The organism is Paraburkholderia hayleyella (genome assembly GCF_009455685.1).
Classification (GTDB): domain Bacteria; phylum Pseudomonadota; class Gammaproteobacteria; order Burkholderiales; family Burkholderiaceae; genus Paraburkholderia; species Paraburkholderia hayleyella.
The window spans coordinates 411,095-428,119 of record NZ_QPES01000002.1 but is presented as its reverse complement, the minus strand read 5'-3'; the positions used below and the strand labels follow the sequence as shown (position 1 = coordinate 428,119).

9 protein-coding genes and 1 pseudogene are annotated in these 17,025 nt (G+C 60.3%); all 10 read left to right on the top strand.

The window, feature by feature from the left end; all coding sequences use genetic code 11:
* Nucleotide 1 precedes the first annotated feature (1 nt).
* The 10 genes and pseudogenes from GH657_RS16230 to GH657_RS16185 all read left to right on the top strand — a co-directional run bounded on the left by GH657_RS16230 (nucleotide 2) and on the right by GH657_RS16185 (nucleotide 16,602).
* On the top strand, nucleotides 2-1,921 hold the full coding sequence (locus GH657_RS16230) for a (Fe-S)-binding protein (RefSeq protein WP_153102066.1): 1,920 nt from the start codon (nucleotides 2-4) through the stop codon (nucleotides 1,919-1,921).
* Nucleotides 1,922-1,926: 5 nt separating this feature from the next.
* Nucleotides 1,927-3,120: pseudogene (locus GH657_RS16225) on the top strand (electron transfer flavoprotein subunit alpha/FixB family protein); the annotation flags it as partial.
* 113 nt (nucleotides 3,121-3,233) lie between these two features.
* On the top strand, nucleotides 3,234-4,052 hold the full coding sequence (locus GH657_RS16220; protein ID WP_153102064.1) for an electron transfer flavoprotein subunit beta/FixA family protein: 819 nt from the start codon (nucleotides 3,234-3,236) through the stop codon (nucleotides 4,050-4,052).
* A gap of 39 nt (nucleotides 4,053-4,091) precedes the next feature.
* Nucleotides 4,092-5,414 (top strand): aromatic ring-hydroxylating oxygenase subunit alpha, encoded by a 1,323-nt coding sequence (locus GH657_RS16215; protein WP_153102063.1) that lies wholly within the window; start codon nucleotides 4,092-4,094, stop codon nucleotides 5,412-5,414.
* A gap of 240 nt (nucleotides 5,415-5,654) precedes the next feature.
* Nucleotides 5,655-6,821 carry an FAD-binding oxidoreductase gene (locus GH657_RS16210; RefSeq protein ID WP_153102062.1) on the top strand — a complete coding sequence of 389 codons (1,167 nt, stop codon included), beginning with the start codon at nucleotides 5,655-5,657 and terminating at the stop codon, nucleotides 6,819-6,821.
* Between the two features lie 155 nt (nucleotides 6,822-6,976).
* Nucleotides 6,977-7,837, top strand: a complete 861-nt coding sequence (locus GH657_RS16205) for a glycine betaine ABC transporter substrate-binding protein (RefSeq protein ID WP_425495771.1) — start codon at nucleotides 6,977-6,979, stop codon at nucleotides 7,835-7,837.
* A 227-nt stretch (nucleotides 7,838-8,064) separates the two neighbouring features.
* Nucleotides 8,065-9,243 carry a porin gene (locus GH657_RS16200; protein ID WP_153102060.1) on the top strand — a complete coding sequence of 393 codons (1,179 nt, stop codon included), beginning with the start codon at nucleotides 8,065-8,067 and terminating at the stop codon, nucleotides 9,241-9,243.
* Nucleotides 9,244-9,635: 392 nt separating this feature from the next.
* The gene (locus GH657_RS16195; RefSeq protein WP_153102059.1) at nucleotides 9,636-9,953 is read left to right on the top strand and encodes an ESPR domain-containing protein; all 318 of its coding nucleotides are present in this window, start codon (nucleotides 9,636-9,638) and stop codon (nucleotides 9,951-9,953) included.
* Nucleotides 9,950-10,717 carry a hypothetical protein gene (locus tag GH657_RS16190; RefSeq protein ID WP_153102058.1) on the top strand — a complete coding sequence of 256 codons (768 nt, stop codon included), beginning with the start codon at nucleotides 9,950-9,952 and terminating at the stop codon, nucleotides 10,715-10,717. Before GH657_RS16195 ends, GH657_RS16190 begins: the two co-directional genes overlap by 4 nt.
* 5 nt (nucleotides 10,718-10,722) lie before the next feature.
* Nucleotides 10,723-16,602 (top strand): YadA-like family protein, encoded by a 5,880-nt coding sequence (locus GH657_RS16185; RefSeq protein WP_153102057.1) that lies wholly within the window; start codon nucleotides 10,723-10,725, stop codon nucleotides 16,600-16,602.
* The last annotated feature ends 423 nt before the right edge of the window (nucleotides 16,603-17,025 follow it).

Here is a 17,025-nt window from a genome sequence, read left to right as displayed (position 1 = left end):
CATGAGCCTAGCGTTCCTGATCTCGCTATTGCTGTGGCTCGCGCTTGCCAGCCTGGCATGGGCCGTGGCGCGCCGTGCCGCTTACTGGCGTCTGGGGCGTGCGGCCGAGCCCGGCGCGTTGGGCTTCGTGCAACTGCTGACCATTCCCAAACGCTACTTCGTCGATTTGCATCAGGTGGTGGCGCGTGATCCTTATATCGCTCGTGCCCATGTCGCCACGGCCGGAGGGGCGCTGAGCGCGTTGGTGCTGGTGTTCGTGAACTACGGCCTGGCGCTGTATTCGCCGTGGCTGGACCGGCTGATTTTGCTCGCCGCGCTGGTGATGCTCGGGGGGGTGGCTTGCGTCGGGTATCGGCGGTATGGCAAGCGCGGCATGCCGGAGCGGCTCTCGCGCGGCTCGTGGAATACGTTGCCGCTCTGGCTGGCGGCCTTCGCGCTGGGGTTGACGCTCTTGATGGCCGTGCCGCCGCAGGTGATGTCGGGCGCGTTGGCGCTGCTGTGCGTGCTGTTGCTGGCCGCGGGCGCCTATGCGCTGACACTGGGCGCGGCGCGCGGTGGGCCGATGAAACATGCGCTCGCGGGGCTCCTGCATCTGGCGTTTCATTCTCGCCAGGAGCGTTTCGCCGCGTCCGGCACCTTGCCCGCCACGGCGCTTCCCCCCACCGCACTCAAGATGCCCACGCTGGCCGCGCAAGAGTACGGCGTGAGCCAGCCCGCTGATTTTCGCTGGAACCAGCTTTTGAGCTTCGATGCCTGCGTGCAGTGCGGCAAATGCGAAGCCGCGTGTCCGGCGTTCGCCTCGGGCCAGCCATTGAATCCGAAGAAGCTGGTTCAGGATCTTGTCACCGGTATGACCGGCGGCAGCGATGCCGCCTATGCAGGCCGTCCGGCGCCTGGCATCGCGCCAGGGCAGCATCGCGGCGTGCCTCATGGCCCGCTCGTGCCGGGGCTGATCGAAGCCGGAACGCTCTGGTCCTGCACGACTTGCCGCGCCTGCGTGCAGGAGTGTCCGATGCTGATCGAACATGTCGATGCCATCGTCGATATGCGCCGTAGCCAGACCCTCACGCTCGGCGCCGTCCCAGGCAAAGGGCCGCAAGTGCTGGCGAACCTGCGCGAAACCGGCACGGCAGGCGGTTACGACAACACCGCGCGCTACGACTGGGCGATTGATCTGAACGCACCGGTAGCGCAGCCCGGCCAGGCGGTCGATGTGCTGCTTGTCGCAGGCGAGGGCGCATTCGACATGCGTTACCAGCGCACGCTGCGCGCCTTGCTCAAAGTGCTGAACCATGCCGGCGTGAATTACGCGCTACTGGGTAGCGCCGAAACCGATACCGGCGACGTGGCACGCCGCCTGGGCGATGAAGCGACGTTCCAGCTTCTGGCGCGGCGGCTGATGGGCACGCTGCTCACGCTCGACTTTAAACGCATCGTGACGGCGGACCCACATGTGATGCACAGCTTGCGCAACGAATATCGCGCGCTCGGGGCACGCTTTGAGGTTCTGCATCACACGAGCCTGATCGCATCGCTGATCGTGGCGGGCAAGCTGGCGCCGAAAGCGCTTGAGGCCTGGCAGGAACAACGCATCACCTATCACGACCCGTGCTATCTCGGCCGCTATAACGGCGAGACGCAAGCTCCCCGGCAACTGTTGCAAAGGCTGGGCATCGAGGTGATCGAGATGGCGCGCCATGGCAAGCAGGGCCGATGCTGCGGGGGAGGCGGTGGGGCGCCGCTAACCGATATTCCGGGGCAGCAGCGCATTCCGGATCTCCGCGTGGCCGATGCGCGTGCGGTGGGTGCGGAGATTGTCGCCGTCGCTTGTCCGAACTGCACCGCGATGCTCGAAGGCGTTGTCGGGCCGCGCCCCGAAGTACTCGACATCGCAGAACTGGTTGCAGCTGCACTGGAGTGAACCTGATGAACAGGAATGCCCCGCTCAAGCGGATCAATCCGCGCCGGCCGTTCATGCTGACGCCCGATGGACTGCGCCGTGTGATGTCCGGCGCCCCCGGCGCGGCGCTGGCTGTTGCCGCATCGGGCAAGGCTCCGCTGAAGCCAAACGCCCCGGATGTCCCAGGCGGGCATGGCCAGGCAGCCAGCAAGCCGCGGCGTCAGGTGACGCAACCACGGCATGCGCTGCTGGTGGCGCTGCATAGCGAGCGCGGCGCACTGGATGACCATGCTTGCCAGGCCCTCGCCGCTGCCGCGCTGATGGCCGACAGCGAAACTCAAGTGGTGCTGCTGGTATTCGGCGAACTCAAGGACGATGCCGCCGCGCTGGGCGCAGACCAGATCATCGTGCTGCCCGGGTTCGACACCCGCATCTTCGCGCCGCAACACGAATTGCAGATGCTTGCCGCTTGCGTCGAACAGGTTGCACCGCGCCACATCCTGATGCCGGATAACAGCACGGGCGATGGCGACCTTGGCCGCCGCTACGCCGCGCGGGCTCGCCTGAGCATTGCGTGTCATGGCGTGGAGCTCGGGGCGCAGCATATAGGTGTGCGGCTCCACGCCAAGCGCGCGTTTGCCACGCGCGCATGGCCCAAAATGATTTTGCTGGAGGCGGGGGCGGTGGATTCACGCTTGCCGTTCGTCGGCGCGGGCGAGCGCATCGAGCTGGCCACGACGGTGGGTTCCGGCACACAGACGAACAGGGACAGGCATCACGCGTGTTATTTCGATGAAGGCATCGACGAGATCGACGCCGCGCAAGTCGCGCTTGAAGAGGCCGACTTTATCGTCTCGGCGGGTCATGGCGTGACCGATGTCGCCCTCTTCGAAACACTCGCAGGCAAGCTGGGCGCGGCGATGGGGGCGAGCCGCGTGGCCGTGGATAACGGGCTTTTTGCCCGCGACAGGCAGATTGGCGCGACCGGCAAAACCGTGAGCGCGAGCGTGTATCTCGCGTTTGGCATTTCAGGCGCGGTCCAGCATTTGCAAGGGATCAAGGATTGCCGTCATGTGATCGCGGTGAACCTCGATCGCAGCGCGCCCATGGTCAAACGCGCGAACCTGGCCATCGTGGACGATGCCCAGGCGACGATGGCCTCGCTGCTCGACATGCTGGCTAAAGATAAAGGCCAAGCTCAAGACCATGCGCCGTGCGCGGACGAATGCGAAGCGCAGGCCATGGTTTCCGGTTTGGGCTCTCCACCGGCAGGCGCGGCGCTGCCCCTGCTCCTGCCCTTTGAGCCAGATCCACAGCGTGAAGGAGTCCCCGCATGAGCCACGTCTTGCAACGGATCGCGGTGCTGGTATCCGTGGGATGCCACCCGCTGAATGGCGCGCCACGGTATAGCCGCAATGATGCCCTCGCGCTTGAAATCGCCCGTCATCTTGCGCAACACCATGCTGCGCAACTCGATGTCATCCATGCGGGCAACCCCGCTCATCCCGCGCTCGAAGACTATCTGGCGCTGGGCGCTGCCCGCGTCGATGTGCTGTGTTGCGATAGCACGCGTGATGATGTAGCGGCGCTGCTGGCCATGCACGTGCGCGGCTACGACCTGATCCTCACCGGCACCTGTGCCGAAGGCGCTTTCGATAGCGGGCTGCTGCCTTACCAGATCGCCGCCGCGCTGGATTATCCGCTGCTCGGCGCCGTGGTCGAAGCGCATCTGAGCGATGACGGCCAGCGCATTGCCGCGCGACAGTTTTTGCCGCAAGGGCGGCGGCGCAAGGTGAGCGTCACGCTGCCTGCCGTGCTGGCGATTCACCCGCTTGCCAGCGCCACGCCACGCTATGCCTACGCCCGCTCACGCGCGGGCTCGGTTGACATGGCCTTGCCCGCGCTCGCGCTCGCACAAAACCCTTCCGGCGATGCGCCTGAACACAACGAAACCCATGCCTGGCGCATCGTGTCCACACCGCGCCAGGCCGTGAAACTCACCGCCCCGGAAAAACGCTCGGGCGCTGCCCGCATGCGCTCGGCGACCACCACCGAAAGCCGGGGCGGTAGCGTCGTAATTGAAGGAAGTTCAGTCGAAAAAGCGCAAGCGATTCTCGATTATTTACGCGAGCATCAACTCATCAACGATTAAAGGGTGCCCGCTGAAGGCCCCCGCATTCCGGGAGCAGTGATGAACCTGATGGCTGACATTCGCGCGCTCGTCGAGCGGCGGCAACCGGGCTATAGCCTTGAAGCGCCGTTTTATCTGAGCGAAGCCATTTTTGCTTTTGATTTGCAGGCGATCTTCCGCGAGCACTGGATCTATGTCGCCGTTGAACCCGACATTCCCGAAGCGGGCGATTACGTGACAGTCGAACTGGGCCATGACTCGATCCTCATCGTGCGCGATGACGACATGCAGGTGCGGGCGTTTCATAACATCTGCCGACATCGTGGCTCGCGCCTGTGCAACGAAGCGCGCGGCTCGCTAGGCAATATCGTTTGCCCCTATCACAGCTGGACCTACAACCTGAGTGGCCGGCTGATGTTCGCCGAACACATGGGTGAACGGTTCGATCACGGCAAGCACAACCTCAAACCGGTTCATGTCGAGAACCTGGCAGGGCTGATTTTCGTCTGTCTGGCCGACTCGCCGCCTACCGATTTCGCCTCGATGCGCGCGGTGATGGAGCCCTATCTGCTGCCACACGATCTGTTCAACTGCAAGATCGCCGCGGCCGTCGACCTCATCGAAGAGAGCAACTGGAAGCTCACCATGGAGAACAACCGCGAGTGTTACCACTGCGTGGCCAATCATCCCGAACTCACGATCTCGCTTTACGAATACGGCTTTGGTTATCAGCCCGGCGTGACGAACGCCGAGGGCATGGCCGAGTTCGAACGCACGTGCGCGATGCGCAATGCACAGTGGGGTGCGCTCAATTTGCCGTCAACGGAAATGGATCAGCTTTCCGCTATCACGGGTTTTCGCACCCAGCGTCTGCCGCTCGATCGCAGCGGCGAATCGCAAACGCTCGATGCCAAAATCGCCTCGAAAAAACTGCTGGGCGAATTCCGTAATGCCGATCTCGGTGGGCTGTCGTTCTGGACCCAGCCGAACGCCTGGCACCACTTCATGAGCGATCACATCGTGACGTTCTCGGTATTGCCACTCTCCGCCAGCAAAACCCTGGTGCGAACGAAATGGCTAGTGCACCGCGAGGCGAAAGAAGGCATCGACTACGACGTGGAAAATCTGATGGCGGTCTGGAACGCAACTAACGATCAAGACCGGGTGCTGGTCGAGTATTCGCAGCGGGGCGTGTCGGGTAGCGCTTATGAGCCAGGACCGTATTCGCCTTACACCGAAGGGCTCGTGGAAAAATTCAGCAGCTGGTATATCAGCCGCCTGGCCGCCTATCTTGAGCGCCTCCCCCAATCTGGACGTGATCTGGCGCCGGTTGAGCGACATGCGGGTGAGCCCGTCCTGCAGCCGATGCACAGCGTTGTATAAGCCTGAGCGATAGCACTTAACCCGCTAAATAGCCGCAGCTCCACGGTTCCACAGTTTCAATAGACAACCCGTTGAATCAAGCTGAGTGGGTCCATGGGCCGTGCTAGCAAACGTTCGCTACAGTGCCAGACCGGATAAAACCTGTCATTTCCGCTGGCTACGCTGCCGTGCCTATCGTGGCGGGCGCGCAGCCAGCACTCGCCTCACAACGTGATGCCAAACCAGCAAGTGGAGCCAATCATGATGCGCGATGCGGCAACCCTGGCGAGCGAGCCTGCCCTCGGCCGGTTGGCCCAGCCGCAGTTCTGGCATGCCTTGCCCGCGCGCTGGAACTGCGAAGAGGAAGAAGCGTTGCTCTGCTGTCAGGTGCGGGAGGAAACCCACGACGTCAAAAGTTTCTTCTTTCGCTCGCCCCTGGGGCGGGCCTTTGTTTTCGAGCCGGGACAGTTCATCACGCTTGAACTCGAGATTGACGGTGAGCACGTCAACCGCTGCTACACGATCTCGTCGCCACCGACACGGCCCCACACGTTTTCGATCACCGTGAAGCGGGTGCCTGGCGGCAAGGTGTCGAACTGGCTGCACGACAAGCTTCAGGCGGGCGCGAGCGTACGCATGCTCGCGCCCGCTGGCGATTTCACCTGCGCACGGCATCCGGCGCGCAAGTATCTGTTTCTCTCGGCAGGCTCGGGCATTACTCCGTTGATGGCGATGAGCCGCACTTATCACGAACTCAACGAAGATCGAGATATCGTTTTCGTGCATAGCGCCCGCACGCCGGACGACATCATCTTTGCCCGCGAGCTGGACCTGATCGCCGCGAACCAGCGCCATTTTCGTACCTCGTTTGTCTGCGAGCGCTTGGGGACGCGAACGAACTGGGCCGGGGTGACGGGTTGGCTAACGCTGCCCTTGCTGCGGCTGATTGCTCCCGACTTTGCCGGACGCGAGGTTTTTGTTTGCGGCCCCGCGCCCTATATGCAAGCCGTGCGGGCGCTACTGGACGAAGCGGGCTTTGATCCCGAGCACTATCACGAAGAGAGTTTTTCGTTCGAGACCCTGACGGCGCGGGCCACGAACGAGGTCGCCGCGGATCAGCCCCCGGGTACACCTGAAGCAGCCCCAGGAGAAGCCTCCGCCCGGGAAACTTTCGCGGTGAGCTTTACCCGGAGCCAGCGCGAGATCGTCTGCGCCAGCGGCCAGCCGGTGCTCGATGCCGCCCGGCAAGCGGGCTTGCGCCTGCCCGCGTCATGTACGCAAGGCATGTGCGGCACCTGCAAGGTCAAGCTGGTCTCCGGCGCAGTCGAGATGAAGCACAACGGCGGCATTCGCCAGCGCGAAATAGATCAGGGGATGGTGCTGCTGTGTTGCAGCACGCCGCGCTCCGATCTCGTCATCGACAAGTAGGTTGCGTGATGGCTCTCAGCGCCGATCGTCCTTCGTCGCCGTTGAGCGGAAAGCGTCACCCAGGCGGTCTGATTAACGATGTCAGGCATTCATCGTAACGACGACTTGACAGGAGCGTGATCATGAACGGCGAAAGAAGGGCGGTCTGTTGCAGGATGCTGGGTGCTGTCCTGTTGACCCCATTGAGCGCTCCGGCACAAGCCGGCACAGACGCTATACCTGCCAGGCTAGCCAAACCGGTGATCCGGATTGGCTATGTCGAGGGCTGGGATGACAGCGTGGCGACCTCGAATATCGCAGCCCAGGTGATCGAAAAGCGTCTGGGCTATCCGGTGCAACTTATTGCCGTGGCTGCCGGAATCATGTGGCAAGGCGTGGCGCGCGGTGATCTGGATGTCACGCTTTCCGCCTGGCGGCCCGTGACCCAGGGGGCGTACTGGACACAGTTCCAGCACAAGGTAAAAGACCTCGGAGCGAATTTCCCCAACGCCAGGATTGGACTGATTGTTCCCGCTGCCATGCCTGAAACCAGCATTGCCGATCTGGCTGCGAGCAGGGCGCGTTATGGCGCGCGCATTATCGGCATCGACGCGGGCTCGGGCGTGATGCAAAAAACCAGCGATGCGCTCAAAGCCTATGCGCTCGATTACACACTGATACCTAGCTCCGGCAGCGCCATGACCATCGAGCTGGCGCGTGCGATGCAGGCAAGCAAGCCGGTCGTCGTGACCGGGTGGGCACCACACTGGATGTTTGCGAAGTGGAAGCTGAAGTTTCTTGATGATCCCAAGCAGATCTATGGCGCGGCCGAACATGTCGATAACGTGATTCATGCAGGGTTTGAGAGCCGGGCGCAACCCGTGGTGGCATTTCTCGAACGGTTTCAGTGGCAGCCCGGTGAGATCGACGCCATCATGCTCGCCATCGAACGCGGCGCCACGCCCGCGGCGGCGGCTGAGGCGTGGCTGGCCATGCATCCTGGGCGGGTGCGAACGTGGCTCGCTGGGCAGACGTAGTGTGTCTTCGTAGTTAACCCTCGTAATTAACCCTCGTAATTAACCCTCGTAATTAACCCTCGTAATTAACCCTCGCAGTTAGTCCTCGCAGTTATCCCTCTCAAGCCCGGTTTGCCGCCGGGTTGCCCCTGTCGCCCTGGCATCCGTGCCTGTCGTATCGCTTTGCGTGAGACGAAATATGGGCTTGTACTGTGCCTCCATCTTCGATAGGACAGGAGGCCCAGGCAATGCAAGCGACATCAACTTCATCTTCCCTTTCTTCTCCCTCTGCCACTCGCACCGTGGCCGCAATCGCGCTGGCCTGCACGCTGAGCGCAATCTCCGGGGCTAGCCGCGCGCAAGGCAGCATCACGCTTTACGGCGTGCTGGATGCTGGCATGACCTATGTCAGCAATACCGGCGGCGCTTATGTGACGAAGTTCGACGATGGCGTGTCCTACGGCAACCGCTGGGGCATCAAGGGACGCGAAAACCTTGGCGCCGGGCTAGATGCCGTGTTTGTGCTGGAAAGCGGTTTTCGCCTCGGCAATGGACAACTCGGCTTTGGCGGTGCGCAGTTTGGACGCCAGGCTTACGTTGGGGTGCACGGTGCGTGGGGCACACTGTCGTTTGGCAACCAGCTGGATATGACGAACGAAATGGTGACGTCCTATAACGTCTCCGGCTGGGCTAGCGGCTACGCGATCCACCAGGGCGATTTCGACCGCTTCAATGGCGACCGCTTGCCCAACGCGCTGAAATATCTCTCTGATGAAATGGCTGGCCTGAAGCTGGGTGCGATGTTTTCGTTTGGCGGCATGGCAGGCGATTTCCATCGCTATAGCGCCTATAGCTTTGGCGCGCATTACGCGAATGGGCCGTTCACGCTCGGTGCGGCCTATACGCAACTGAACCAGCCGCACGGCATCTACGCCTTCGATCCTTACGCGATGCTCGGCACGCGGACCTTCCTCGGCCAGGCGACGGTCAACGTGGACCCAGTGAGCGGGACGCTGACCGACCTCTATGCCCGCCAGCCGTTTGCGCTGGAGCGGCAAGCAACATTTGGCATCGGTTCGAGCTATGCGCTGGGAAACGTGACTCTGATGGGCAATTTCACCTATACGACGCTCAACGCCTTCGGCGTCGCTTCGGTCATGAAAGTGCTGGAAGGTGGGGCGAACTGGCAGATCACGGCCGCATTGAGCGCGATCGGGGGGTATCAGTACAGCCGCTTTGAAGGGCACCACTGGAATCAGGTTTCATTTGGCATACATTACCTGCTGTCCAAACGGACGGATATTTATTTGTCCAGCGATTATCTGAAGGCCACGCAGGGCGTGAATGCGGTAATTGGTTATAGCTTTGCGCCGTCATCTACCCCTTCCCAGGCGAATGTACGTGTCGGGATGCGACATTCATTTTAATGCCGTTTAAATATTGATGATTAATTGAGGCTGGATCTGATGAGATAAGTCTTAAAACAATCCTGGCTTGATCTGATTTAATCGTGGCATAACTGTAATTTTTCCTGGTGGGATATTTCGAATAACAGAAAAAATACTCTGAATGTTGCATTTCTTTCTATCTTATATTTATTTTTTATGCGTTTACAGGGTTCTTGTTATAGATTAGGAAATTTCTGCAACTAATATTTTAAGTGATTGTATTTAAAGGTTAATTGTGTAACTAGAATTAACTGTGGCAGACAATGCATAATAATTAAAGGTCTGACGAATATTAAGACCAGTCCTATTCATTTAAACCCTGGGAACCGCGATATTCTGCGGTTCTAAAATAAACATTTCCGAGGGTTATTATGAATAAGATCTATCGCACAGTATGGAATCAGGCAACGTCTACCTGGATGGCGGTTCAAGAAAATGCAAAAGGACGGCGTAAAAATCGTGCCGCAAAATTAATTGTTACAAATTCTATTTTACCCATGGTGACTGGATGCAGGGCTTTATTGTTTGGATCTTCCCTGGTTATTGCCTCATTTTCGTCCATGGCGTATGGCAGCAATTTTTGCGTTAAAGATGGATTAGAAACCTTCCAGCTTAATTCCAGCGGGACAAAAACAGGCTGTACCACCCCCCCCTACGCCCCCCGGGAGTATCGAATTACGCGCTCATGAGCGTTGACGATGGTGTCAATCATGCTGGCCTGCTGCTGACACCCGGAAAGATGAGTCTTGCCTTGTCGCCAGATAAGGAGAATGTGAATGTGCTTACCGCGAGTGCCACGGAAAACGGCGTTTTGCTGTCAGGGTTAGCGGCAGGCACAAACGCAAAGGATGCGGTGAACAAGGGCCAGTTCGACACGTTAAGCGATGCGACAACCGCGGCGCAAGCGACAGCGGACAAGGCACAGGACGGGCTCAAATTGCTGGATGGCATTAGCGTGACATACGACGGCATGTCGAAGGACAAGGTCACGCTGGGGGGAGGTGCCGACGGCACGACGTTGAGCAACGTGAAAAATGGCATAGCGCCAAAGGACGCGGTGAACAGGAGTCAGCTCGATACGGTCAACACGACGCTGAGCAAGGCGGCGCAGGCGGCACAGGCGGCAGCGGACACGGCGCAGTCCGGGGTCGTTACGCTGGACGGCGTCGCGGCGAAGTACGACAGCACGGCGAAGAACAAGCTGACACTGGGGGGGACGGATGGCGGCACGACGCTGAGCAATGTGAAAGCAGGCACCGTGGCGCTGGATGCGGTCAACAAGAGCCAGCTCGATACGGTCAACACGACGCTGAGCAAGGCGGCGCAGGCGGCACAGGCGACAGCGGACACGGCGCAGTCCGGGGTCGTTGCGCTGGACAGAATCGCGGCGAAGTACGACAGCACGGCGAAGAACAAGCTGACACTGGGGGGGCGGATGGCGGCACGACGCTGAGCAATGTGAAAGCGGGCACAGCAGCACTGGACGCGGTCAACAAGGTGCAGCTCGATACGGTCAACACGACGCTGGGCAAGGCGGTAACGGCGGCGCAAAGCATGGCGAGTGCCGCGCAGACTGACGTCAACGCGCTGGAAGGCATTGCGGCGAAGTACGACAGCACGGCGAAGGACAAGCTGACACTGGGGGGGGCGGATGGCGGCACGACGCTGAGCAATGTGAAAGCCGGCACCGTGGCGCTGGATGCGGTCAACAAGAGCCAGCTCGATATGGCTTACTCGACCTTGAATACCGCAGTCGTCAAGGCGCAAACGCAGGCGGACATGACGGCCAAGTACGTTGCGATCGAACCATCTGGCCCAGCGGCCAGTGCGACGGGCCCGAGCTCGATAGCGATTGGCTCGGGCGCGAAGTCGGATTTTTCGAAGAACACGGCACTGGGCGAAAAAGCCGCGGCTATAGGCGGAGGATTTAACACGGCGCTTGGAGCCGAAGCGGTGGCAGAAAGTATCGGCCCGGGTGGATACAACACTGCGGTAGGTGCTCACGCCTATGCCAAGATAGGAAGCGCGACGGCGATAGGGTCTTATGCGAATGCGGAAGGGCAATATTCGGTGGCGCTTGGGGTAGATACAACTGCGACAGGGCAATATTCGGTGGCGCTTGGGAGAGGTACAACTGCGACAGGGCAATCTTCGGTGGCGCTTGGGGGAGGTACAACTGCGACACGTGATCGCTCGGTATCGGTGGGGTCACGCCAGATCGTGGAGGTAACGAATGGTACAGAAGCGAATGATGCGGTGAACAAGGGCCAGCTCGATGAGGTCAACACGGTAGCGGCAACAGCGCAAATGGCAGCGGACACAGCGCAAACGGGCCTCGACACGCTGAATGGCGTTGCGGCAAAGTACGACAGCACGGCAAAGGACAAGTTGACGCTGGGTGGCGGTGCGGATGGCACGACGCTGAGCAATGTGAAGGCAGGCGTAGCGGCTACGGACGCGGTAAACAAAGGCCAGCTCGATGTGGTGAACACCGTGGCCACGACGGCACAAACAGGCCTCAACACGCTGGATGGCATCGCAGCGAAGTACGACAGCACGGCAAAGGACAAGTTGACGCTGGGTGGCGGTGCGGATGGCACAACGCTGACAAACGTGAAGGCGGGTGGATCGCCCATGGATGCGGTCAACGTGACGCAACTGAGCGGCGTAACCGATGTGCTGGGCGGAGGCGCGGCGGTCAATGCGGACGGCACGCTGAAAGCGCCCTCATATGTCGTTCAGGGCACGACCGCGAATAACGTGGGCACAGCGCTGTCGAGCCTGGATACCGTGACGACCAAAAACACCGGCGATATCGCTAAAAACACCGGTGACATCACGAATCTTGAGACGACGGTCAACAACATCAATACAGGTGCAACAGGACTGGTGCAGCAGGACGCGACGAGCAAGGCGATCACGGTAGGCAAGGGCCTTGAAGGCACGACGGTGGACCTAACGGGCACGGCAGGTGCGCGGCAGCTGAATGGCGTGGCAGCAGGCGTAGCGGCTACGGATGCGGTGAACAAAGGCCAGCTCGATGTGGTGAACACCGTGGCCACGACGGCACAAACGGGCCTCAACACGCTGGATGGCATCGCAGCGAAGTACGACAGCACAGCAAAGGACAAGCTGACGCTGGGTGGAGGTGCGGACGGCACGACGCTGAGCAATGTGAAGGCGGGCGTAGCGGCTACGGATGCGGTGAACAAAGGCCAGCTCGATGTGGTGAACACCGTGGCCACAACGGCGCAGACGGGTCTTAACACACTGGATGGCATCGCGGCGAAGTACGACAGCACGGCGAAGGACAAGCTGACGCTGGGCGGTGGTGCGGATGGCACGACGCTGGCAAACGTGGCAGCAGGCGTAGCGGCTACGGATGCGGTGAACAAAGGCCAGCTCGATGTGGTGAACACCGTGGCCACAACGGCGCAAACAGGCCTCAGCACGCTGGATGGCATCGCAGCGAAGTACGACAGCACAGCAAAAGACAAGCTGACGCTGGGCGGTGGTGCGGATGGCACGACGTTGACAAACGTGAAGGCGGGCGGATCGTCCATGGATGCGGTAAATGTGACGCAACTGAGCGGCGTAACCGATGCGCTGGGCGGAGGCGCGGCGGTCAATGCGGATGGCACGCTGAAAGCACCTTCGTATGTCGTTCAGGGCACGACCGCGAATAACGTGGGTACAGCCTTGTCGAGCCTGGACACAGCGACTACCAAAAACACCGGTGACATCACGAATCTTGAGACGACGGTCAACAACATCAACACAGGCACAACAGGACTGGTGCAACAAGACGCGACGAGCAAGGCGATCACGGTAGGCAAGGGCCTTGAAGGCACGACGGTGGACCTAACGGGCACGGCAGGTGCGCGGCAGCTGAATGGCGTGGCAGCAGGCGTAGCGGCTACGGATGCGGTGAACAAAGGCCAGCTCGATGTGGTGAATACCGTGGCCACAACGGCGCAAACAGGTCTCAGCACGCTGGATGGCATCGCAGCGAAGTACGACAGCACAGCAAAGGACAAGCTGACGCTGGGCGGTGGTGCGGACGGCACGACGCTGAGCAATGTGAAGGCGGGCGTAGCGGCTACGGACGCGGTGAACAAAGGCCAACTCGATGTGGTGAACACCGTGGCCACAACAGCGCAAACAGGCCTCAACACGCTGAATGGCATCGCGGCGAAGTACGACAGCACGGCAAAAGACAAGTTGACGCTGGATGGCGGTGCAGATGGCACGACGCTAGCAAACGTGAAGGCGGGCGTAGCGGCTACGGATGCGGTGAACAAAGGCCAACTCGATGTGGTGAATACCGTGGCCACAACGGCGCAGACGGGTCTCAACACACTGGATGGCATTGCAGCGAAGTACGACAGCACGGCGAAGGACAAGCTGACGCTGGGCGGCGGTGCGGATGGCACGACGCTGACGAACGTGAAGGCAGGCGGATCGTCCATGGACGCGGTAAACGTGACGCAACTGAGCGGCATAACCGATGCGCTGGGCGGAGGCGCGGCGGTCAATGCGGACGGCACGCTGAAAGCGCCCTCATATGTCGTTCAGGGCACAACCGCGAATAACGTGGGTATAGCGCTGTCGAGCCTGGACACAGCGACAACGAAAAACACCGGTGACATCACGAATCTTGAGACGACGGTCAACAACATCAACACAGGCACAACAGGACTGGTGCAACAAGACGCGACGAGCAAGGCGATCACGGTAGGCAAGGGCCTTGAAGGCACGACGGTGGACCTAACGGGCACGGCAGGTGCGCGGCAGCTGAATGGCGTGGCAGCAGGCGTAGCGGCTACGGACGCGGTAAACAAAGGCCAGCTCGATGTGGTGAACACCGTGGCCACAACGGCGCAAACGGGTCTCAGCACGCTGGACGGCCTCGCGGCAAAGTACGACAGCACGGCAAAAGACAAGCTGACGCTAGGCGGTGATACGGACGGCACGACGCTAAGCAATGTGAAGGCAGGCGTAGCGGCTACGGACGCGGTAAACAAAGGCCAGCTCGATGTGGTGAACACCGTGGCCACAACGGCACAAACGGGTCTCAGCACGCTGGATGGCATCGCAGCGAAGTACGACAGCACAGCAAAAGACAAGCTGACGCTAGGCGGTGGCGCAGATGGCACAACGCTGACAAACGTGAAGGCAGGCGGATCGTCCATGGACGCGGTAAACGTGACGCAACTGAGCGGCGTAACCGATGCGCTGGGCGGAGGCGCGGCGGTCAATGCGGACGGCACGCTGAAAGCGCCCTCATATGTCGTTCAGGGCACAACCGCGAATAACGTGGGTATAGCGCTGTCGAGCCTGGACACAGCGACAACGAAAAACACCGGCGACATCACGAATCTTGAGACGACGGTCAACAACATCAACACAGGCACAACAGGACTGGTGCAACAAGACGCGACGAGCAAGGCAATCACGGTAGGCAAGGGCCTTGAAGGCACGACGGTGGACCTAACAGGCACGGCAGGTGCGCGGCAGTTGAATGGCGTGGCAGCAGGCGTAGCGGTTACGGATGCGGTAAACAAAGGCCAGCTTGATGTGGTGAACACCGTGGCCACAACGGCGCAAACGGGTCTCAGCACGCTGGACGGCCTCGCGGCAAAGTACGACAGCACGGCGAAGGACAAGCTGACGCTGGGTGGCGGTGCGGATGGCACAACGCTGACAAACGTGAAGGCAGGCGGATCGCCCATGGACGCGGTCAACGTGACACAACTGAGCGGCGTAACCGATGCACTGGGCGGAGGTGCGACGATCAATGCGGACGGCACGCTGAAAGCGCCCTCATATATCGTTCAGGGCACGACCGCGAATAACGTGGGTACAGCCTTGTCGAGCCTGGATACCGTGACGACCAAAAACACAAAAGACATCGCTAAAAATACCGGCGACATCACGAATCTTGAGACGGCAGTTAACAACATCAGCACGGGTTCGCTGGGTCTGGTGGAGCAGGATCCCATCACCAAGGCCATCGCCGTGGGTAAAACGCTCGAAGGCTCAAGCGTCGATCTGACCGGCTTGAAGGGCCCACGGCAATTGCGCGGTGTCGCCCCCGGGGCGATCAGTGCGGCTAGCACCGACGGGCTTAACGGTGCGCAGTTGTATGGCATGTCGGGCAGCATGGCGAACGCGTTGGGTGGCGGGGCCGTGGTGAATCCCGATGGCACGATCACGATGCCGAGCTACGCAATCGGTGGCACAACGGTCAGTGGGGTGGGCGGGGCTATTTCACAACTGGACGATCGGCTGACGCAAAATTCGGCGTCGATTACCCAGATCACCAACAACATCAATAATGGTGTGATTGGCCTCGTGACGCAGGACAGTACGAGCGGCAATATCCTGGTGGCGAATGGGCTTGGCGGTCAGGCGGTCAGTTTCGCCGGCACCGATGGCCTGCGTGTGCTGAGCGGCGTGGCAAACGGCAAGAACGATAGCGATGCGGTGACAGTTGCACAGCTGAAGGCCGTGGGCCTGGTCGACCCAAGTGGCCAGGCGCTGAGTGCCATTGTGTATGACGACCTGAGTCTGGGACGCGCGACCCTGGGCGGGGTAAACGGCACGGTACTGGCGAACGTCCACGATGGTCTTCTGGCTTCAGGCAGCCGCGAGGCCGTGAACGGGGGGCAGTTGTATGCGCTGCAGCAAGACTTCCAGCAACAGTACAACACGCTCAATGGCCGGGTTGACAGTCTGAATACCCGCGTTGAGAACAGCCAGATCGGAGGAGGCGATAACGGTCTGGTTAAACCTGGAAGAGGAGCTTCTAGCCTGGTGGTGGGCCCAACGGCTGACGCAGGCGGCGAAAAAGCCATTGCGGTTGGCGCCAATGCTTCGGCGGCTGGCGCCAATAGTCTGGCGTTGGGCGCGGATACATCGGCATCCGCTAATAACGCCATAGCGCTTGGTCAGGGTTCGGTTGCCGACCGGGATAGCACGGTATCGGTGGGCGCCCAGGGAAAGGAGCGTCAGATCACCAATGTGGCGCCTGGCTCGGCCCCAACCGACGCGGCGAACATGCAGCAACTGCGCGGTGTCCAGGGGCAGGTCAGCGAAGTCGCGCGACGGGCTTATTCGGGCGTGGCGATGGCGATGGCGATGTCGGGAACTTACCTGCCGTCACTCGCACCCGGCAAAAAAGCGCTGGGTGTAGGGATCGGCGGCTACAAAGGCTATGGTGCCGTGGCGGTGAACTTCAAGGCGCTCACCAATACAGGCAATATCAGTTGGGGCGGAGGGGTATCGACCAGCGGTCACGATGTGGGCTTCAACGCGGGCGCTGGACTGATGTGGTAACCGCATGAACGGCAGGTCTGAGCGGAGATTAATTTGCTGCTCAGGCCCTGCACCTCCAGAACAAGAAACCTGATTGTTGAGCAAGCAGGTGGGATCTGCCAGGCGGGACGTCCGGGTAACCGGCGTCCCGTTTTTTCATCCTGCCTTGCGCTTTGTTTTGTGTGCTGGCGATGACTTGATGCCGTTCCCAGCCTTTGTTTAAAGGAAATGCCAGTCGTAGGAATAAAGCATTAAAAACGTTATCTTCGCCCGTTTTATTGCTGTTTTAATAATGTGCTTTATAAAATAAAAATAAGATTATTCTCAAAAAATATAACAGGGTTTACAGCAGTCTGTTTTCTTGCGGCGCAGCAATAATAGCTGAGTCGTGTTATTGCTGATCGAATATTTTCGACAGGAATCTAATGAAAACAGATAATTTTC